Genomic DNA, 19,380 nt, shown 5'->3' on the forward strand with positions numbered 1-19,380 from the left:
CCATGAACAGGCTCACCCCCAGCCCCCCGCCGTGGGCGGGGGGTGTCCCCGCCCCGCGGGGCCAGGTTGTGGGCAACGCCCAGGGGCCGGTGGCGCGGTTAGGGTTGCGGCAGACAACGGGGGAGGGGGTGGGGCGGGGGCGGGCGGGGGTGCCGGACGTGCGGCCGGTCCGCCGGCGGCGACACCCGGGCCGGCCGCCAGGAGCGCCGCCGCCGCGACCGCCGCCGCCGCTACGCATGCCGGCCGCCGCCTGGACCTGGTCCGTGCCTGCCGTACGACCATGCCGGCCTCTTTCCTCTTTCCTAGTCGAATAGCTAGTGACACTCAGTCATATGAAATGCCATCACGCCACCGCCGTTACGGCTTTCGAGTGCGCCGATCGACCGCTTCGGTGACCCGAAACGAATAAGAAGGAAGTTTCCCGTGTCGCTGTTCGACACCCGCGTCCCCGCCGTACTGGTGCGGATCGACCGGAATCCCTTTCACCACGGAACGCTGGGTGCCGTGCGTTCGCTCGGCCGCGCGGGGGTGGACGTGCACGTGGTCGCCGACTGCGCCCGGAGCCCCCTGGCCGTCTCCCGTTATGTGAGCCGCCTGCACACTCCGCCGCCGCCCGGCGCGTCGCCCGCCGACATCGCGGTGGTCCTGCGCCGCGTCGCCGCGAGGATCGCACGTCCCGCCGTACTGATCCCGATGGACGACGCGTGTGCCCTGGCGGTGGGGCGGATGCGTGCGGAGCCGGCGTCCGCGTACCTGCTGCCCGACCTGCCCGGCGCGCTGACCGAGCGGGTGGCCGACAAGGCGGAACTGGCCGGCGTGTGCGCCTCACTTGGCGTCCCGCACCCCGAGACCCTGGTCCCGGACGGCCCGGCCGACGCCGCCCGTGCCGCCCGCCGGCTGGGGCTGCCGATGGTGGCGAAGTGGAGCCGGCCGTGGCTGCTGCCCCCGGGCATCGGGCTGCGCAGCACCGTGCTGGTGCGCTCGGCGCGGGAGGCCGGGGAGCTGTACCGGCGGACCGGGGAGGCGGGCAGCCGGCTGCTGCTCCAGGCGTTCCTGCCGCCGGGGCCGGACCGTGACTGGTTCGCCCACGGGTACGCGGACCGCTCGGGCACGGTCCGGTCCGGCGGTGCCGGCCGCAAGACGCGCGCCAGGCCGCGCGGCGCCGGGCTGACGGCGGTCGGCCGCTGGACGCCGAACCCCCAGGTGCAGGCGCTCGCCGAGCGGATCACCGGGGAGCTGGGTTACCGGGGCATCTTCGACCTCGACTTCCGCCGCTGCGGTACGACGGGCCGCTACCACCTGCTCGACTTCAACCCCCGCCCCGGCGCCCAGTTCCGGCTCTTCACCGACGCCGCCGGGCTGGACGTCGTACGGGCCCTGCACCTGGACCTGACCGACCGTCCGCTGCCTCAGGGGGCGCCGCGGCCGGGGCGGTCGTTCGTGGTGGAGAACTACGCGCCGCTGAGCGCCCTGCGCCGGGCCCCCGACGGACGTGAGCTGGCCTGGCACGCCGCGGACGACCGGGCGCCCGGCCGGGCCCTGTGGCCCCTGTGGGGCCGGCACGCGACCACCCGGCTGCTGCACCGCGTGCACCGCCTGCACCGGAGGGACGACCGCCCGGATTCCGGGGAACCGGCCCGGGCCCGGGTGGTCCGCCAGGCGTCCGCGCCCGCTCCCGCCACCGGCCGGGCCGGACGACCGGACGACGAGAGGGCGGGCAGCCGCTGACGGGCCGCCCGGCGGAGCGGTCGCCAGGGCGGGCCGCCGGGGCGGTCGCCGGCCGGGCGTCGTGCGGCCCCGGCGGGGAGCTTCGCGCCGGGGCAGGCGCCCCGGACGGCACGACGCCCCCGGCAGACCGAGGGAGGTCGGCCGGGGGCGGCGGGGGCGGGTGAGGCCCGGGTCAGCGGCGGGAGGCGGCCCGGCCCCGGCGGTACAGGATCGCACCGCCGGCCAGCAGGGCGGCGCCGGCGGCCGCGGTACCGAGCGCGACCTCGCTGCCGGTCTCCGCCAGGGCGGGCGGCTGCTCCTTGCCCTTGTGCGGCGGGGTCTTCGCCTCGTGGGCGGGCGGGGTCTTGTCCTCCTCGGCGGGCGGGGTCTTGTCCTCCTCGGCGGGCGGGGTCTTCTCCTCCTCGGCGGGCGGAGTGGTCGGAGGCGTGTCGTCGTCGCCGTAGCCGCCCGGGGTCTCGCGCTCGCAGACGTTGCCGAAGACCGGGTTGAGCGCGGCGATCACACTGGCGGTGCTGCCGCAGAGGTCGAACGGCATCTCGATCACCGCCTTGGCGTGGTTGCCGGAACCGGTGCCGGACGAGGCCTCGGCCTCACCGCTCGCGTGGGAACCGAGCAGGCCGTACGGGAACTGGGCGTTCTCGCCGTCCTCGCCGTCCTTCTCGTCGTCTCCGCCGTCCGCGTCCGAGCCGTAGGCCGAGACGTCGTCGCCGTGGGCCGCACGGTGGGCTTCGGAGCCGTCGGCCTGCTCGTCCGAGTGGTTCGCGCACTCGTCGCCGGCGGCCGCGACGAACGTGCTCACGGCGTCGGCGGCGCTGCCGCAGACGTGCGCGGGCGCGTCGGCCGGGGCCTGAGCGGCGCTGTCGGACGCGGTGCCCGACGAGTTCTTGGCGGTGCCGTTCGCGGACGAGTCGGCAAGGGCGGGGCTGCCGCACAGGGTCAGGATGCTCGTCGCGGCGGCAGCCGCGACCATCCCCCTGCTCAGGGTCTGTCGCACTCTGGTTGTCTTCCTACTTGAAGAGATGACTGAAGGATGGACTGCACAACCGCTGCGGAAAGGAGGAAAGCCGGCCCTGAACCAAAGCGAGTTGGCCCGGGCCGGCGGCGACGCAGCCGGTCGGCTGGTGCGGAACGACGTCAGTCGCTCACGCGCACGTTGTCGGACGCCTCGTTCAGCAGGCCCACGACGTTGATGTTGTTGCCGCGCAGGTTGACGGGAATGTGCACGGGAACCTGGACCGCGTTGCCGGAGAGGGCCCCCGGGGAGCCGATGTCAGCAGCGTTCTTCTTCATGTACTTTCCCTTCTCCGCGGCCATGCGTGAATGACCGCGGAAATCGCGCGAGCCCGGTGTCGGCGGCTCGCACCATGACCTGCAGTCTGCCAACGAGAATGTGACGACCGGAGAAACGAAGAAACGCGAAACGCCGAGGAATTCACTCGAATGCCGCACGGCGCAATTGAGGGCGGCCGGCGGGCGGCTGCGGAGGCGGTCCTCCAGGACGGCCTGGAGACGTTCTTGCCGCCGGAGGTGCCCAGGAGGTCCTTCTTGCGGCCGGTGATGGTGGGCAGCCGTCGGCGTCGAGGGAGCCGAGGCCGCCGGTGGCGAACCAGCCGTCGGTGAGGGCGGCGGCGGTGGCCCGCGGGTTGTTCCGGCAGGACCCGAAGACGATCCCGCCCTTGAGGAGCACCTCGCCGTCGTCGGCGGTGCGCACGGCCGTGCCGGGAACCGGCGGGCCGACGGTGCCGGGCCGGGGGCCCCAGGGGCGGGACGATGGTGGCGGCGGCGGTGGTCTCGGTCAGGCCGTAGCCCTCGTAGACCGTGCCGCGAGGTGACGGGTGTGTCTCAGGTCAGCCGGTCCGCCTGCCGGACCGCCTCGGCGAGCCGCCCGATCTCCGGGTCCTCCGTGCGGTCGGCCAGCGCGTCGGCGCGTTCGGCGAGTTCACCGAGGCCCGGTGCGCCGGGCAGGGAGCCGTCACCGTCGTACGGGGCGCGCAGCGCGTCGGCGAAGTAGGCGGCGGTCGCCGCGACCCGCAGGCCGCGGTCCGCGCCCCGGACGGAGTCGTCGTCCGCGTCCCAGACGGAGCCGTCGAGGGCGTCGGTCTCCACGTCGCCGGACTCCTCGTGCGGGGCCCGGGTACGCGGGTCGAGCCAGCGGACGGTGGCCGTGGCGAGGTGGCCGTCGGCGCCGGGCCGGGTGCGGACCGCGTACAGGGCGGTGACCGTGTGGCCCGGGCCGACCTCGCCGCCGTCGACGCGGTCGTCGCGGAAGTCGTCGTCGGCGACCCGGCGGTTGTCGTAGCCGACGAGGCGGAACTCGGCGACCGTCCGAGGGTCGAAGGCGACCTGGGCCTTGGCGTCGCGGGCGGTCAGTTCGATGTGGCGCGGGAGTTGCTCGCAGAAGACCTCGCGGGCGTCCTCGGTGTCCGAGACGTACGTGGTGTGGCCGTCGCCCTTGTCGGCGAGGCGTTCCATCAGGGCGTCGCCGTAGTCGCTGCCGACGCCGACGCCGAAGAGGGTGATGCCGTGCTCGCGGCGGGCGTCCGCGACGCGTTCGAGGATGGCGTCCGCGTCGGTGTCGCCGGTGTTGGCGAGGGCGTCGGAGACGAGGACGACGCGGTTGGTGGCGCCCTCGCGGCGGCCCTCGACGGCGGTCGCGTAGCCGGTCTCGACGCCGGCGCCGAGGTTGGTGGACTCGGCGGGCTCCAGGCTGTCGATCGCGTCGTGGACGCGGCCTCGGCGGTCGCCGAGCCGGGTCATGGGCAGTACGGTCTCGGCCTCGTCGCTGAAGGTGACGAGCGCCACCGAGTCGTCGTCGCGCAGGCGGTCGGTCATCGTGCCGAGGGAATCCCTGGCGAGGTCGAGCCGGCCGGGTTCGGCCATGGACCCGGAGACGTCGATGACGAACGTCAGGGCGGCGGGCGGGCGTTCGCCCTCCTGCTCGGCGGTCCGCGTGGCCAGGCCGACGCGGACCAGCGACCAGTCCTCCGCGTCGGTGCGGGCGCCGTCCACGGTCACCGTGAAGCCGTCGCCGTCGGGGCGGTCGTAGTCCTGGCGGAAGCTGTTGACGAACTCCTCGGGGCGGACCGTCGACGGGTCGGGCAGCCGGCCCTCGGCGAGGGTGCGGCGGGCGTAGCCGTAGGAGGCGGTGTCGACGTCGAGGGCGAAGGTGGAGAGGTGGTCGGGGGCGGGGGCGACGTCGCGGGAGTCCCCCGTCTCCCCCGTCTCTCCGGTCTCTCCGGTCTCTCCGGTCTCTCCGGTGGTCGTGCCGCCGTCGTGGCGCTGTTCGCCCTCGCCGCGGGGGCGGTCGGGCGCGGGCAGCGCGGCCGAGCCGCCCCGGGAGTCGGCCGCGGAGTCCTTCGCGCCCTGGGCCGTGTCGTCCCCGCCCCGGCAGCCGGTGAGCAGCAGGCCGCCCGCCGCCGTGAGCGCGAGCAGCGCGCCGATCGGCCTTCGTGTCCGGTACCGCTTCATCGTCCGTGCCCCCTGGTTCCGTTGACGCCGGTGTACGTGACTGTGACGGCGCGGCGGGGCGGAACGTGCGGCACGGGGCGTCACGGGTGCGTCTCGAAGTGGGCACGGCGGCGGGCCGCCGAGACCGGTGGGTGATCCTCCGGTGACCTCGGCGGCATCCCGGCACCCCCTACGACACGACGTCCTTGCCGGCGAACCCCCGGAAGGCCAGGGCGAACAGCACGAGCGCGTACGTCACCGACAGGGACGCGCCCTGGGCCAGGCGGGTCCAGTCCATTTCGGGCCGGACGGTGTCGAGCCAGGCGTACTGCCAGTGCGCGGGCAGGAAGTCGCGCCAGCCGCCGAGGGCGGTCACCTCGTCCAGGACGTTGCCGATGATGGTCAGGCCGACCGCGCCGCCGACCGCGCCGAGCGGCGCGTCCGTCTTGGTGGACAGCCAGAACGCCAGGGCGGCGGTGACCAGTTGGGAGACGAAGACGTACGCCACCGTGATGGCCAGGCGCTCGGCCGCGGTACCGGTGGGCAGGCTGCCGCCGGTGGGCAGCTCCAGCGGCCCCCAGCCGTAGGCGGCCGTGCCGACGGCGAGCGCGACCAGCGGCAGCAGCACGATCGCGGCGAGGCTGAGGGTGAGGGCGACGACCAGCTTGGACCAGAGCAGGCGGGCGCGGGGCACGGGTGCCGCCAGCAGGTAGCGCAGGGACGACCAGCCGGCCTCCGAGGCGACCGTGTCCCCGAAGAACAGGGCGACGGGCACGACGAGGAGGAAGCCCGCGGAGGCGAAGAGGTTGACCGCGGCGAAGTTCGCGCCCGACGCGGTGGCCGAGTCCATCAGGCTGACCTGGTTGTTCGCACCGCCCGGCTCGCCGCCGATGCGGAAGGCGACGAGCAGGACGAACGGCAGGGCGAACAGGATGCCGCCCATGACGAGGGTGCGCCGCCGCTTCAGCTGCCGGACCAGCTCGACCCGGACGGGCAGCGTGCGGCCCGCGCGGTAACCCTCGGCGACCTCCTGGGGGCCGGCGGGCGCGGCGCGTTCGGCCAGCGTGCTCATGCCGGTTCTCCGATCAGGGTGAGGAAGGCGTCCTCGAGGCGCCGGTGGGGGCCCACCGACTCCACGGGCACGTCCAGGCGTACGAGTTCGGCGATCAGGTCCCGTGCCGTGCCCCCGGGGCCGAGCCGGACCAGCAGACCGCCGTCGGTGGCGGTCGCCGAGGCCACGCCCGGCAGGGCGGCGACCTTCTCGACGAGCGGTGCGTCCACGCGCGCGAAGGTGCCCACCAGCAGGGTGTCGCCGGAGCCGACGATCTCACCGACCGGGCCGGCCTGGACGAGCCTGCCGTGGTCCATGACCACCAGGTGGGTGCAGGTCTGCTCGACCTCGGCCAGCAGGTGGCTGGAGACGATCACCGTGCGGCCGGCCGCCGCGTAGCGGATCATCACCTCGCGCATCTCGCGGATCTGCGGCGGGTCCAGGCCGTTGGTCGGCTCGTCCAGTATCAGCAGGTCGGGCAGGCCCAGCATGGCCTGGGCGATGGCGAGGCGCTGGCGCATGCCCTGGGAGTAGGTGCGCACCGCGCGGGCGAGCGCGTCGCCGAGGCCGGCGATCTCCAGGGCCTCGTCGAGGTGGGCGTCCTCGGGCGGGCGGCCGGTGGCCCGCCAGTACAGCTCCAGGTTCTCCCGGCCGGACAGGTGCGGCAGGAAGCCCGCGCCCTCCACGAACGCGCCGACCCGGGAGAGCACCGGAGCGCCGGGCGCGATGGCGTGGCCGAAGACGCGGATCTCGCCGCCGTCCGGTGTGATCAGGCCCATCAGCATGCGCAGGGTCGTCGTCTTGCCGGCGCCGTTCGGCCCGAGCAGGCCCAGCACCTGGCCCTGCTCCACCCGGAAGGACAGGTCCCGGACGGCGTACCGGTCGGTGGACTTGGCGTACCGCTTGGTCAGGCCGGTGATCTGGAGGGGTACGCCGGCCAGCGCGGGGTCGGGCGGCGGGGCCGTGGTGCGGCGGCGGGCGGTCAGCAGCAGGGCCGCGGCGACGGCGGCTCCCGCGAGGGGCGCCCACCAGACCCAGGCGGGCAGTCCGGCCGCCGGGCCGGTGTCGCCGAGGGCCGTCGGGACCTCCAGGTCGCCCTTCAGGGAGACGGTGTACGTGGCGGGGGCGGCCGGGGAGGCGTACCCGAGGTCGGTGGAGGACAGGACCAGGCGCAGCCGGTGGCCGCTCTCCACCTCGTGGTCGACGGCCGGCAGGGTGATCTTCACGTCCCTGCCGTCCCCGACGTCCTCCACCCGGATGGGGGTGACCAGTTGGGAGGGGAGTACCGGCTGGGTGCCGCCGGGGCCGACGTCGTACACCTTGGCGAAGAGCACGGCGTCGTCCTTCGTGGACTCCACGTGGACGGTGGCGGTCGGCGAGCCGGTGATGCGGAGGTCCTCCCGGACGGGCGCCGACTCGAACGCCGCGTGCTGGCCGGGGAAGTCCAGGGAGACGCCGATGCCGAGCGAGGAGAGCTGGGAGAGTCCGCCCGAGCCGCCGATGCCGGGCAGGGCGGAGACAGCGGGTGGACTGGCGCCGGCCGGGTTCTCGAAGCTCTGCTCACCTCCGCGCAGTCCGACCGGGCGGAGCTCGCTCTCCAGGCCGGGGTAGGAGTCGGCGCTCACGCCCTCCAGCCGGGGTTCGCCGTCTCCGCTGCCGGTGCCGAGGGTGCGGCTGACACGGAAGCCGGGGCCGGTGCCGGCCGATTCGTCGCCCTTCAGATAGCGGTCGAACCACGCTCCGACGCGGGCCTGGACCCGCTCCGTCTCCAGGTCGCCGCCGTCGTGTCCGCCGGCGATCCAGTCGACGGCCGCCGGGGCGCCGCCCGCACGGATCGCCCGCGCGGCCTGGTCGGCGTGGCCGAGCGGGAAGAGCGAGTCGGTCTGGCCCTGCGTCAGCAGCGTGGGCACGTCGATGCGCTCGCCGACGGCCTGCGGGCTGCGCTCGTCGAGGAGCTCCACCGCCTCCGGGTCCGGCGCCCCGGACTCGGCGACCCGCTGGTACATGCGGCACAGCTCTTCCTCGAACCGCTCGCAGCCGCCGCCCATGTTGACGAAGATGCCGGCCCACAGCTTCTTGAAGACGCCGTTCGGGAAGAGGGCGTCCGAGAGGTTCCAGTACGTGATCGCGGGGGCGATCGCGTCCACCCGGCGGTCGTGCCCGGCGGCCAGCAGCGCGACCGCGCCGCCGTAGGAGTTGCCGGCCACGCCCACGCGCGGGTCGCCCGCCCCGTCCAGCCGGACCTGCGGCTGCCCCGCCAGCCAGTCGATCAGCCGGGACACGTCGGCGACCTCGCCGTCCGGGGCGTTCAGCCCGATCTTCCCGGTGGACCTGCCGAAGCCGCGCGCCGACCAGGTCAGCACCGCGTACCCGTCCCGGGCGAGGCCTTCGGCCTGCTCGCGGACGTCGTCCTTGCTGCCGCCGAAGCCGTGCGCGAGCAGGACGGCCGGGCGGCGTCCGCCGGAGCCGGCGGTGAAGTACGAGGTGTCCAGGCGCACCCCGTCGCCCACGGCCATGGTCCGGTCGGCGCGGTGCACCGGGGGCGGGTCGTCGCCGGCGACGGCCGTCCATGTCCCGGCGCCGGCGAGTACGACGACGGCGGCCGCGGCGGAGAGCATCCGCCGCGGCCCCCGAAGCAGCCCTCGCACGCGGGGCAGTCGAAGATCCATGCGTCAACGGTACGGGCCGCCGCCGACAACCGGGCAGTCCAGGGGATGAACCACCGCCCCTCCCACGGAAGTACGGCTCCGTGCCGCGTACCACGGGCGCGGTAGGGGCAGTGGGCGGCGGTGGCCGCGGCAGGGAGGTTCGCGGCCGGGGACGCTCACGCCCCGGCGGGCTCCCGGGCGTCCTCCGGGACGGTCACCAGCCAGCGCGTGTCGCGGCGCGGGCGCAGGTACAGGGCCCAGTACAGGGTGGCGGCGGCGGTGATGCCGCCGGTCCACAGCAGGTGGACGGTCTCCTGCTGGGTCAGGATGTAGGCGAGGACGGCGATCAGCAGGATGGGCATCGCCGGCCACAGGGGCATCCGCCACGCCTGCGCGTCCCGGTGGGAGCCGCGCCGGGCGAGCAGGGCGGCGACCGCGACGAGCAGGTACATGCCGGTGACGGAGACGCCCGTGACGCCGTACAGGGTGTCCAGGTCGACGAAGCACATCACGGCACCGGGCACGCCGACGGCGAGCGTGGCGACCCACGGGGAGCCGAACCGGCCGAGCTTGGCGAAGAGGGTGTTGACCGGCGCGGGCCAGGCCTTGTCGCGGGCAGAGGCGAACAGGACGCGCGAGTTCTGGATGACCATGACGATGCCGGCGTTGATGATGGCGAGGGCCACGCAGAGGCTGACGAAGGTGCCGACGGCGGAGTTGGACCAGGCGGTGACCATGGCGCCGAGGTCGCCGCCGGTCAGCTCCGCGAGGTCGGAGGCGCCGAGGGTGATGGCGACGACCGGGACCAGGAGGATCACGGCGGAGATGCCGAGGGTGGCGAGGACCGTGCGGGCGACGTTGCGGCGCGGGTCCTCCAGCTCCTCGGAGAGGTAGACGGCGGTGGAGAAGCCCTGGGTGACGAACAGGGCGATGGCGAGCCCGGAGACGACCAGCATGCCCGTCACGGGGTCCGCGCCGCCGTCCGCGCCGGCCACCTCCATGGATACGAGGCTTTCGGGGCCGCGCTCGGCGTGGGCGAAGCCCAGCACCGCGACGACGGCCGCGGCGATGACCTCCAGGACCAGGAAGACGCCGGTGATCCAGGCGTTGGCACGCAGGTCGAGCAGGCCGGCGAGGGTGGCGAGCACCATGACGCCGGCGCCCGCCAGGGACGGGTCGAGGTGCACGACCGGTTCGAGGTAGTCGGCCGTGCCCATCGCGATCACCGGCGGCACGATCATGACAACCAGCAGGGACAGCACGAAGACCAGCCAGCCCGCCAGGCGCCCGGCCATCGTCGACACCATGGCGTACTCGCCGCCCGCGCTGGGGATGAGGGTGCCCAGCTCCGAGTAGCAGAACGCCACGGCGACACAGAGCAGGGAGCCGATGGCGATGGTCAGGGCGGTGGCGGTGCCGAGCGAGCCGAAGAGGTCGGGGACGACCACGAACAGCGTGGAGGCCGGAGTCACGCACGAGAGCGTCAGCAGCGTGCCGCCGACGACCCCGATGGAACGCTTGAGCGTCCGGGTCTCCCCGGGGGCCTGGAGGTCCGGGGGTGCCGCTGCGGCGGTCTCGACGGGGCGGAGCGTGTCGGTCATGGAGCGGTTCCGATCGACTCGTGCGGTGTGGTTCGGGCGGGAGCGCTATCGCCTCCGGCGGCTTGGTCGTACGTGGTTCTCGTCCGCTCCCGACGCCAGATGGAATACCGACGAAAACCGGCGCGTCAATGGGTGTTTACCTACGAAATCCGTTGACGGATCTCGGCGCGACTTCCGGAAACCGCATCAGGTTCCTTCCGGCAGAGCCTCTTTGAGGCGTACGGGAACCGTAGGGAGCGGCGTAAAAAAACGTGCCGTTTTCCGGCGCCCGGACACTGTCGGTGGGGCCCGGTACAGTCCGGGACACAGACGAATCACAGGAACACGGCAACGGGGTGGGGACTCATGAAGCTGAAGTACACGGCGGCCTGGGTGGGGTTGACGGCCGCGGCGATGGCCGCGGCGACCGCGTGCGGTTCGGACGGCGCCGGGACGGCGGCCGAGACCGCCGACAAGGCCGTGGAGACGGCCGCGGACAGTGCCGCGGAGACTGCCGCGGGCAAGGCCGACACGATCATGGCGGCGCTCTCGCGGGCCACCGACCGGACCGAGGAGCTGGGCTCCGCCGAGGTCAGGACGACGACCGACCTGGGCACCGGTGAGCCGATCGCCATGGACGGCACGTACTCCTGGGGCGACGGCTACGCGCTCGACGTCGAGATGGACACCGAGGCCGTGCGGATGCAGGAGCTCACGGACTCCCCTACCGTGCGCACACTGTTCGTGGACGGCGCCTACTACTACGACATCGACCCCCAGCCCGCCGGCCCGCTCGCGGGCAAGGAATGGATCAGGATCGACGGGTCGGCCGTGTTCGGCGAGTCGGGCGCCGCCGCGATGAGCGGGGGCGGCGGAGGCAGCCCGGTGGACTCCCTGAAGGGCCTGAAGTACGCGAGCGACGTCGAGGACCTCGGCGAGGAGACCGTCAACGGCAAGCCCACGACCCACTACCGGGCCGTGCTCGACCAGGGGGACCTGGGCAGGTTCAAGGAGGCCCTCCGCGGCGCCGACAGCCTCCTGAACTCGACCGCCGGCGGCGGCTCGATCACCATGGACATCTGGGTGGACGCCAAGGACCTGCCGGTGCGCCTGCAGCAGGACTTCGGCAGCATGGAGGTCACCATGGACTTCGACAAGTTCGGCGCCACGAAGGAGATCGTCGCCCCGCCCGCCGGGCAGACCGGTGACCTCACGGAGGACGTGAAGGACGCCGGGAGGCAGCAGGGCTGAGACCGCGCCGACGGTGCCTCCGTCCCCCGCGTGGGAGACGGAGGCACCGGGTGGCTCAGTGGTTGCGCGGGAAGCCCAGGTCCACGCCGGCCGGCGCGTCGGCCGGGTCCGGCCAGCGGGTGGTGACGACCTTGCCGCGGGTGTAGAAGTGCGTGCCGTCGTTGCCGTAGATGTGGTGGCCGCCGAAGAGCGAGTCCTTCCAGCCGCCGAAGGAGTGGTAGCCGACGGGGACCGGGATCGGCACGTTCACGCCGACCATGCCGGCCTCGACCTCCAGCTGGAAGCGGCGGGCCGCGCCGCCGTCCCGGGTGAAGATCGCGGTGCCGTTGCCGAAGGGGGAGGCGTTGATGAGCGCCACGCCCTCCTCGTACGTCTCGGCGCGCAGCACGCACAGGACCGGGCCGAAGATCTCGTCCTGGTAGGCCTTCGCCGTGGTCGGCACCCGGTCCAGCAGGGAGATGCCGATCCAGTGGCCGTCCTCGTGGCCGTCCACCGTGTGGCCGGTGCCGTCCAGGACGACCTCGCAGCCCTCGGCCGCCGCGCCCTCGACGTAGGACGCCACCTTGTCGCGGTGCGCCTTGGTGATCAGCGGGCCCATCTCGGAGGACGGGTCGTCACCGGGGCCGATCTTGATCTTCTCGGCGCGTTCGCGGATCTTCTCGACCAGCTCGTCGCCGACCGCGCCGACCGCCACGACCGCGGAGATCGCCATGCAACGCTCGCCGGCCGAGCCGTAGGCCGCGGAGACGGCCGCGTCGGCCGCCGCGTCGAGGTCGGCGTCCGGCAGTACCAGCATGTGGTTCTTGGCGCCGCCGAGGGCCTGGACGCGCTTGCCGTTCGCGGAGGCGGTGGTGTGAATGTAGCGGGCGATCGGGGTCGAGCCGACGAAGGAGACCGCCTTGACGTCCGGATGCTCCAGGAGGCGGTCCACGGCCACCTTGTCGCCGTGCACGACGTTGAAGACGCCGTCCGGCAGACCCGCCTCGGAGAGCAGCTCGGCGATCCTCATCGAGGCCGACGGGTCCTTCTCGCTCGGCTTGAGCACGAAGGTGTTGCCGCAGGCGATGGCGAGCGGGAACATCCACATCGGCACCATCGCCGGGAAGTTGAACGGCGTGATGCCGGCGACCACGCCGAGCGGCTGCCGGATCGAGGCCACGTCGACGCGGGTGGCGACCTGGGTCGACAGCTCGCCCTTGAGCTGCACGGTGATGCCGCAGGCCAGGTCGACGATCTCCAGGCCGCGCGCGACCTCGCCGAGCGCGTCGGAGTGCACCTTGCCGTGCTCGGCGGTGATCAGCTCGGCGATCTCGTCGCGGTGCGCGTCCAGCAGCGCCCGGAACCCGAAGAGGATCGAGGTGCGCTGCGCCAGCGAGGACTGACCCCAGGTCAGGTACGCCTCCTTGGCGGCGGCGACCGCGGCGTCCACCTCGTCGACGGAGGCGAAGGCGACCTTGGTGGTGACCTCACCGGTCGCCGGGTTCGTCACCGGCCCGTACGTGCCCGAGGCGCCGTCGGCGGTCTTGCCGCCGATCCAGTGGTTGACGATGTTCGTCATGACCGAGAACTCCTTCACAGATGGCGGCGACGGGTCGAGACGTGCCGTTGGTCCTGCTCACGGGCCGTGACCGGCGACGTCCGGGTCGCGGCCGCGGCCATGGGTCCATCCCACCAGCCGGGCACTCCGGGCGGGCCCGACACTGTGTCTGCGGTTTGCGCGTCCGCGTAGACACGTGGGCCAGTGTGAGCGGCCCGCGCGCCGTCCCGTGGGCGAGCGCGGACGGCCCGCACCCCGGCACACGGGCCGGTACGGACGGCCCGCACTCCGACACACGGACGAGTACGGACGCCCGCCCCCGTCGGGACGTCGGGAGGTGAGGGCGTGGGAACGTCGGCACGTCGGCACGTCGGCACGTCGGGACATCGGGACATCGGGACATCGGGACGTCGGGACGTCGGGACGAGGGAACCTCCGGCGCGGAGCCGGTGCGAGCGGGGAGTCGGCGCTCGCGCCTCGCTCCTGCCAGGGCGAAGCGGCCTTCCCGCGCCGGAGGCGTTTCGTGGGGGTACCGGTGACGGCGGGGGCGGACGTCCGCCCCGCGGTGATCAGGTCGTGCGCCATCGCCTTCCCCTTCGTGCCCGTCGTCGCCTGCCCGCCGTTGCGTCTCCCCCGGTTTCTAGCCCCGTACGTGGGGCCTGTCAATGTTTTGTCCGGACATTCGGACGACAGGATGGGCGACATGGCCCGGGTGGCGGCGCACCCTCGCGACCCGGGTCATACCGGCCGGGCGAGGTCAACGCGCCACGCCCGGCATCCGACCTGTTCCTTTGCGCCACTTGGGTCACGAAAACGACCGCTCCGTCACAGATGTCACGTGCACGCGGCCCTTCCGTCACATCCGGGAACGGGCCCGGTCCGCCCCTCACCCCGCGTCGTTCACCCGGGTCAGGCTTGTGATCGCCGGCGCAGCGTCCGGCTCCCCCGGCGGCCGTCCCCGGCCGCCGCCCGCGGTGCACACAGGGAGGTGCGGCTCATGACCGACCGAAGGCTCTGGTCCTACAAGGACATCGCGGCCCACATCCGGGTACAGCCGGACACCGTGCGGTCGTACCGCAAGCACGGGCTCCTGCCGCCACCCGACCACGTGGAGGGCGGGAAGCCCTACTGGTACGCGGACACGATCCGGACCTGGGTGGCGTCCCGGCCCCGCAACCGGAACCGGTAGGACGGCCGGGCTCCCGACCATCGGCCACCAGCCACCAGCCATCGGCCACCGGCCACCGGCCACCGGCCACCGCCGGAAATCGTTCTGTGCCCCACGTCCGCGTGGGGCACAGTGCCGCACATGGACTTCTCCGTGAAACCCGTCCTGACCGGCGACAGGGCCGTCCTGCGGCCGTTCACCGAGGCCGACGCCGAGCGCATGTGGGAGATCATCAACGATCCCGAGGTCGAGCGCTTCACCGGCTCGCCGGGGCACGAGCTCACCCCGGAGCTGGTGCGCGCCTGGTACGGCTCCCGCAGCGCACAGCCCGACCGGCTCGACCTGGCCGTCACCGATCCCGCCGACGGCGGACTCCTCGGCGAGGTGGTGCTGCACGAGTGGGAGCCCGAGAGCCGTTCCTGCACCTTCCGCATCCTGCTCGGCGCGCGGGGCCGCGGCCGGGGCACAGGCACCGAGGCGACCCGGCTGATCGTCGGCTACGGCTTCGAGGAACTCGGCCTGCACCGGATCCAGCTGGACGCCTACGGCTACAACCACCGGGCCCTGCACGTCTACGAGAAGGTGGGGTTCGTGGTGGAGGGCGTCCGGCGTGAGGTGGAGTGGCGCGACGGCGCGTGGGCGGACGAGGTGCTGATGGCCGTCCTGGACCACCAGTGGGCCGCCCACCGCGGGCGCCCCCTGGCCGACGACGGGCGCCCCCTGGCCGACCGCGGGCGTCCCGAGGCCGGCGTCACGGCTCGATGACCGTCACACCCGCGCCGGGCGCCGTCCCCATCGCGGCCAGGGCGGCCGGGACCGCGCCCAGCCCGATGGTGGACGTCACCAGCCGGTCGGGCCGGAGCGCCCCGGTGCGGACCAGCTCCAGCATCGGGGGGTAGGTGTGCGCGGCCATCCCGTGGCTGCCGAGGAGTTCCAGCTCCAGGGCGACGGCGCGGGCCATCGGCACCGGCGTGGTGCCGTCCGCCGAGGGCAGCAGGCCCACCTGGACGTGCCGGCCGCGGCGGCGCAGGCCGTTCACGGACGCGGCGCAGGTGACGGGCGAGCCGAGGGCGTCGAGGGAGAGGTGGGCGCCGCCGCCGGTCAGGTCGCGGACCGCCGCGGCCGTGTCCGGCGTCGCGGACGCGTCCACGCACTCCGACGCGCCGAACGCACGTGCCAGCTCCAGCGCCCGGGGCGACACGTCCACGGCGAGGACCCGCGCGCCCGAGGCCGCCGCGATCATCACCGCCGACAGGCCGACCCCGCCGCAGCCGTGCACCGCGACCCACTCCCCCGCCGCGACCCTTCCCTGCTGCACCACGGCCCGGAACGCGGTGGCGAACCGGCAGCCGAGCGAGGCGGCCGTCGCGTACGACATGTCCTCGGGGACGGCGACGAGGTTGACGTCGGCGTGGTCGAGGGCCACGTACTCGGCGAAGGAGCCCCAGTGGGTGAAGCCGGGCTGGGTCTGCCGTTCGCACACCTGCTGGTCGCCCGCCGCACACGCCCCGCAGCTCCCGCAGGCGCAGACGAAGGGCACGGTCACCCGGTCGCCGGGCCGCCACCCGGCCACCCGGTCGCCGACCGCCTCGACGACACCGGCGAGTTCGTGACCGGGTACGTGCGGCAGCGTGATGTCCGGGTCGTGGCCCTGCCAGCCGTGCCAGTCGCTGCGGCACAGTCCGGTGGCCTCGACGCGGACCACGACCCCGTGCGGCGCGGGCGCCGGATCGGCCACCTCCCGCACCTCGGCCGGCTCTCCGAACCTCTCGAACACGACCGCGCGCATCCGCCGCCCTCACTTCCGTACCGGTGTTCCCGCTTCCCGTCCCCCATCTCACGGCAGGCCGTCCGAAGCCATACCCCCTAGGGGTACAGTGGATGGTGAGTGGTCCACGCTGGACCACGGGCGCACGGCTGTACGCCCCGAGTGCGCTCCAGTACGCCCCCCTGACGAGGAGTAATGACATGACCGCCCAGACCGACACCCAGGGCTCCGTCACCACCGTCTACAAGGTGAGCGGAATGAGCTGCGGACACTGCGAGGGCGCCGTGTCCGGCGAGATCTCCGAGATCGCGGGCGTCGGCTCGGTGCGGGCCGTCGCCTCGACCGGCGAGGTCACCGTCGTCTCCGAGGCACCCCTCGACGAGGCGGCCGTGCGCGCGGCCGTGGACGAGGCGGGCTTCGAGCTCGTCGGCAGGGTCTGAGCCACAGCGGCCACAGCGGCCACAGAGGTCACAGAGGCCACAACGGACCGCAGCGGACCGCCCCGGCCGCAACCGCCCCCGCCGCATCCACAGCCCCTCCGGCCGGGCCACCCGCGGCCCGGCCGGCCCGTCTGGAGTCCGGACCATGACCAGCCCCACCGCGTCCCGCCCCACCGCACCCACCACCGCGTCCAGCCCCACCCCGCCCACCGCCGCGTCCAGCGCCGCCTCGGCGTCACCCGCGGCCGGCCCGGCCGCCGGGCCGGACCTCGCCGAGGTCGAGCTGCTCATCGGCGGGATGACCTGCGCCTCCTGCGCGGCCCGCGTCGAGAAGAAGCTCAACCGCATGGACGGCGTCACCGCCACGGTGAACTACGCGACGGAGAAGGCCCGGATCACCCACCCGGTGACCACCGGGGTCGCCGACCTGATCGCCACGGTCGTCAGGACCGGATACACGGCCGAGCAGCCCGCGCCGCCGGAGCCCGCCGACGAGACCACGCCCCCGGACGAGGCCCTGGAAGGGGCGCCGGAAGAGGCCGCGGACGACCACCCCGAGCTGTCCGCCCTCCGCCACCGCCTCGTCGTCTCCGTCCTCCTCGCCGCGCCCGTCGTGCTGCTCGCGATGGTCCCGGCGCTCCAGTTCGACAACTGGCAGTGGCTCTCGCTCACCCTGGCCGCGCCCGTCGTGGTCTGGGGCGGCCTGCCCTTCCACCGCGCCGCCTGGACGAACGTCCGGCACGGCGCGGCCACCATGGACACCCTGGTCTCGCTCGGCACCCTCGCGGCGTTCGGCTGGTCGCTGTGGGCGCTGTTCTTCGGGGACGCGGGCATGCCGGGCATGCGGCACGGCTTCGACCTCACCGTCTCCCGCACGGACGGCGCCTCCACGATCTACCTGGAGGCCGCCGCCGGGGTGACCGCCTTCCTCCTCCTCGGCCGCTGGCTGGAGGCCCGCTCCAAGCGCCGCGCCGGAGCCGCGCTGCGGGCGCTGATGGAGCTGGGCGCGAAGGACGTCGCCGTGCTGCGGGACGGCCGCGAGGTGCGGATTCCGGTGGCCCGGCTGGCGGTCGGCGACCGGTTCGCCGTACGGCCGGGCGAGAAGATCGCCACCGACGGGACGGTCACCGAGGGTGCCTCGGCCGTGGACGCCTCGATGCTGACCGGCGAGTCGGTGCCGGTGGACGTGGGCGTCGGCGACACCGTGACCGGCGCCACGGTCAACGCCGGCGGCCGGCTGGTGGTCGAGGCCACCCGGGTCGGCGCCGACACGCAGCTGGCACGCATGGCCAAGCTGGTCGAGGACGCGCAGAGCGGCAAGGCCGAGGTGCAGCGGCTCGCGGACCGGATCTCCGGGATCTTCGTACCCGTGGTGCTGCTGATCGCGGTCGCCACGTTCGGGGGGTGGCTGGGCGCCACCGGTGACACGGTCGCCGCGTTCACCGCCGCCGTCGCCGTACTGATCATCGCCTGTCCGTGCGCCCTGGGTCTGGCCACGCCGACCGCGCTGATGGTCGGCACGGGCCGCGGCGCACAGCTCGGCATCCTCATCAAGGGCCCCGAGGTGCTGGAGTCCACGCGGCGCGTCGACACGGTCGTCCTGGACAAGACCGGCACGGTCACCACCGGCCGCATGACCCTGCACGAGGTGTACGCCGCCGAGGGCACCGCCGAGGAGGAGCTGCTGCGGCTCGCGGGCGCCGTCGAGCACGCCTCCGAGCACCCGGTGGCCCGCGCGGTCGCGGCAGGCGCCGGGGAGCGGGTCGGGCCGCTGCCCGCCGTCGAGAACTTCGAGAACGTCCCCGGGCGCGGCGTACGCGGCCGCGTGGAGGGCCGTGAGGTGGCCGTGGGGCGCCTCTACGACGCCCTGCCGCCCGAGGTGTCCCGCGCCAGGGACAAGGCCGAGAGGGACGGGCGTACGGCCGTCGTCGTCGGGTGGGACGGTGCGGCGCGCGGGGTCGTCGCCGTGGCGGACGCGGTCAAGGGGACCAGCGCGGAGGCGGTGGCCGAGCTGCGCCGGCTGGGCCTCACCCCCGTGCTGCTGACCGGCGACAACCGGCGCGTCGCCGAGTCGGTCGCCGCGGCGGTCGGCATCGACGAGGTGATCGCCGAGGTGCTGCCCGAGGACAAGGTCGCCGTGGTGGAGCGGCTGCGGGCCGAGGGCCGTACGGTCGCCATGGTCGGGGACGGCGTCAACGACGCCGCGGCGCTCGCCACCGCCGATCTGGGCCTGGCGATGGGCACGGGGACGGACGCGGCGATCGAGGCGGGCGACCTGACGCTGGTCCGCGGCGACCTGCGGGTGGCGGCGGACGCGATCCGCCTCTCCCGGCGCACCCTCTCCACGATCAAGGGCAACCTCGTGTGGGCCTTCGGCTACAACGTGGCCGCGCTGCCACTGGCCGCCGCGGGGATGCTGAACCCGATGATCGCGGGGGCGGCGATGGCCTTCTCCTCGGTGTTCGTGGTCACCAACAGCCTCCGGCTGCGGGCCTTTCGCTGAATGCGCGTTTCACGCAGGTCGAGGGGGAGTGCCTCTGGAGTCCGGCACCCGCCTCACATAAGCTCTTCACAAGGCTCGCGCATCTTCCTTACGCTTGGGCCCCGTCCGGCGTATGGGTGCTCTTGCGCATCTACCGGACATATGCAAGAGACGCAGATCACAGTGATGCGAACGTAACCATCGAAGGGGTTCGAAGGTCTAAGTTGGCGATGTCAGGCAGCGTCTTGGGGGGCGCCACCTGGCATCTGGGGATGTCTTG

The 19,380-nt window shown here is 73.7% G+C and carries 14 protein-coding genes and 2 pseudogenes; 6 read left to right on the plus strand and 10 right to left on the minus strand.

The genetic code is table 11. From position 1 onward, the window contains the following. Positions 1–423: 423 nt before the first annotated feature. A complete protein-coding gene (locus ACP4J0_RS34445; protein WP_426602775.1) occupies positions 424–1,728 on the plus strand; it encodes an ATP-grasp domain-containing protein in 1,305 nt (434 codons plus the stop codon). Positions 1,729–1,900: 172 nt separating this feature from the next. Here ACP4J0_RS34445 and ACP4J0_RS34450 read toward each other — a convergent pair whose 3' ends face one another. The 7 genes and pseudogenes from ACP4J0_RS34450 to ACP4J0_RS34480 all read right to left on the minus strand — a co-directional run bounded on the left by ACP4J0_RS34450 (position 1,901) and on the right by ACP4J0_RS34480 (position 10,475). Continuing rightward, on the minus strand, positions 1,901–2,722 hold the full coding sequence (locus ACP4J0_RS34450) for a chaplin family protein (protein ID WP_426602777.1): 822 nt from the start codon (positions 2,720–2,722) through the stop codon (positions 1,901–1,903). A gap of 140 nt (positions 2,723–2,862) precedes the next feature. Then, positions 2,863–3,042, minus strand: a complete 180-nt coding sequence (locus ACP4J0_RS34455) for a chaplin (protein WP_426602831.1) — start codon at positions 3,040–3,042, stop codon at positions 2,863–2,865. A 147-nt stretch (positions 3,043–3,189) separates the two neighbouring features. Beyond that, a pseudogene (locus tag ACP4J0_RS34460) lies at positions 3,190–3,545 on the minus strand (AMP-binding protein); the annotation flags it as partial. A gap of 25 nt (positions 3,546–3,570) precedes the next feature. Beyond that, on the minus strand, positions 3,571–5,196 hold the full coding sequence (locus ACP4J0_RS34465; RefSeq protein WP_426602779.1) for a YfbK domain-containing protein: 1,626 nt from the start codon (positions 5,194–5,196) through the stop codon (positions 3,571–3,573). A gap of 169 nt (positions 5,197–5,365) precedes the next feature. After that, positions 5,366–6,247, minus strand: coding sequence for an ABC transporter permease (locus ACP4J0_RS34470; protein WP_426602781.1), 882 nt, complete (start codon positions 6,245–6,247; stop codon positions 5,366–5,368). Then, complete coding sequence (locus ACP4J0_RS34475) at positions 6,244–8,895, minus strand: CocE/NonD family hydrolase (RefSeq protein ID WP_426602783.1); 2,652 nt, start codon at positions 8,893–8,895, stop codon at positions 6,244–6,246. The genes ACP4J0_RS34470 and ACP4J0_RS34475 overlap by 4 nt, the downstream gene beginning before the upstream one ends. A 155-nt stretch (positions 8,896–9,050) precedes the next feature. Continuing rightward, on the minus strand, positions 9,051–10,475 hold the full coding sequence (locus ACP4J0_RS34480) for an APC family permease (RefSeq protein ID WP_426602785.1): 1,425 nt from the start codon (positions 10,473–10,475) through the stop codon (positions 9,051–9,053). Between the two features lie 345 nt (positions 10,476–10,820). Between ACP4J0_RS34480 and ACP4J0_RS34485 the strand changes: the two genes are divergently transcribed. Beyond that, a complete protein-coding gene (locus ACP4J0_RS34485; protein WP_426602787.1) occupies positions 10,821–11,705 on the plus strand; it encodes a hypothetical protein in 885 nt (294 codons plus the stop codon). A gap of 55 nt (positions 11,706–11,760) precedes the next feature. Here the strand turns inward: ACP4J0_RS34485 and mmsA are convergent, their stop codons facing one another. Both mmsA and ACP4J0_RS34495 read right to left on the minus strand, forming a co-directional pair. Next, positions 11,761–13,263, minus strand: a complete 1,503-nt coding sequence (gene mmsA / locus ACP4J0_RS34490; protein ID WP_426602789.1) for a CoA-acylating methylmalonate-semialdehyde dehydrogenase — start codon at positions 13,261–13,263, stop codon at positions 11,761–11,763. Between the two features lie 394 nt (positions 13,264–13,657). Then, positions 13,658–13,760: pseudogene (locus ACP4J0_RS34495) on the minus strand (5-deoxy-glucuronate isomerase); the annotation flags it as partial. A gap of 479 nt (positions 13,761–14,239) precedes the next feature. Between ACP4J0_RS34495 and ACP4J0_RS34500 the strand changes: the two are divergent. Together ACP4J0_RS34500 and ACP4J0_RS34505 are read left to right on the plus strand one after the other, a co-directional pair. Beyond that, positions 14,240–14,431: a helix-turn-helix transcriptional regulator gene (locus ACP4J0_RS34500; RefSeq protein ID WP_426602791.1), complete on the plus strand. Its 192-nt coding sequence runs from the start codon at positions 14,240–14,242 to the stop codon at positions 14,429–14,431. Positions 14,432–14,551: 120 nt separating this feature from the next. Then, a complete protein-coding gene (locus ACP4J0_RS34505; protein ID WP_426602793.1) occupies positions 14,552–15,175 on the plus strand; it encodes a GNAT family N-acetyltransferase in 624 nt (207 codons plus the stop codon). Here the strand turns inward: ACP4J0_RS34505 and ACP4J0_RS34510 are convergent. Beyond that, positions 15,162–16,199, minus strand: coding sequence for a zinc-dependent alcohol dehydrogenase family protein (locus tag ACP4J0_RS34510; RefSeq protein ID WP_426602795.1), 1,038 nt, complete (start codon positions 16,197–16,199; stop codon positions 15,162–15,164). The two genes, ACP4J0_RS34505 and ACP4J0_RS34510, sit on opposite strands and share 14 nt — an antisense overlap. Before the next feature lie 179 nt (positions 16,200–16,378). On the opposite strand from ACP4J0_RS34510, the gene ACP4J0_RS34515 reads away from it, so the two are divergent. Then, the gene (locus tag ACP4J0_RS34515) at positions 16,379–16,618 is read left to right on the plus strand and encodes a heavy-metal-associated domain-containing protein (protein ID WP_426602797.1); all 240 of its coding nucleotides are present in this window, start codon (positions 16,379–16,381) and stop codon (positions 16,616–16,618) included. 145 nt (positions 16,619–16,763) lie between these two features. Next, complete coding sequence (locus ACP4J0_RS34520; protein ID WP_426602799.1) at positions 16,764–19,121, plus strand: heavy metal translocating P-type ATPase; 2,358 nt, start codon at positions 16,764–16,766, stop codon at positions 19,119–19,121. Positions 19,122–19,380: the final 259 nt, after the last annotated feature.

Source organism: Streptomyces sp. WG7 (genome assembly GCF_049975785.1).
Taxonomy (GTDB): domain Bacteria; phylum Actinomycetota; class Actinomycetes; order Streptomycetales; family Streptomycetaceae; genus Streptomyces.

Excerpts from the sequence above, each read along its gene's own strand:
- ACP4J0_RS34505 (WP_426602793.1), top strand. The coding sequence starts at position 14,552 with ATGGACTTCTCCGTGAAACCCGTCCTGACCGGCGACAGGGCCGTCCTG.
- ACP4J0_RS34470 (WP_426602781.1), bottom strand. The coding sequence starts at position 6,247 with ATGAGCACGCTGGCCGAACGCGCCGCGCCCGCCGGCCCCCAGGAGGTC.
- ACP4J0_RS34455 (WP_426602831.1), bottom strand. The coding sequence starts at position 3,042 with ATGGCCGCGGAGAAGGGAAAGTACATGAAGAAGAACGCTGCTGACATC.
- ACP4J0_RS34485 (WP_426602787.1), top strand. The coding sequence starts at position 10,821 with ATGAAGCTGAAGTACACGGCGGCCTGGGTGGGGTTGACGGCCGCGGCG.
- ACP4J0_RS34480 (WP_426602785.1), bottom strand. The coding sequence starts at position 10,475 with ATGACCGACACGCTCCGCCCCGTCGAGACCGCCGCAGCGGCACCCCCG.
- ACP4J0_RS34515 (WP_426602797.1), top strand. The coding sequence starts at position 16,379 with ATGACCGCCCAGACCGACACCCAGGGCTCCGTCACCACCGTCTACAAG.
- ACP4J0_RS34520 (WP_426602799.1), top strand. The coding sequence starts at position 16,764 with ATGACCAGCCCCACCGCGTCCCGCCCCACCGCACCCACCACCGCGTCC.
- ACP4J0_RS34500 (WP_426602791.1), top strand. The coding sequence starts at position 14,240 with ATGACCGACCGAAGGCTCTGGTCCTACAAGGACATCGCGGCCCACATC.
- ACP4J0_RS34510 (WP_426602795.1), bottom strand. The coding sequence starts at position 16,199 with ATGCGCGCGGTCGTGTTCGAGAGGTTCGGAGAGCCGGCCGAGGTGCGG.
- ACP4J0_RS34465 (WP_426602779.1), bottom strand. The coding sequence starts at position 5,196 with ATGAAGCGGTACCGGACACGAAGGCCGATCGGCGCGCTGCTCGCGCTC.
- ACP4J0_RS34475 (WP_426602783.1), bottom strand. The coding sequence starts at position 8,895 with ATGGATCTTCGACTGCCCCGCGTGCGAGGGCTGCTTCGGGGGCCGCGG.
- mmsA (WP_426602789.1), bottom strand. The coding sequence starts at position 13,263 with ATGACGAACATCGTCAACCACTGGATCGGCGGCAAGACCGCCGACGGC.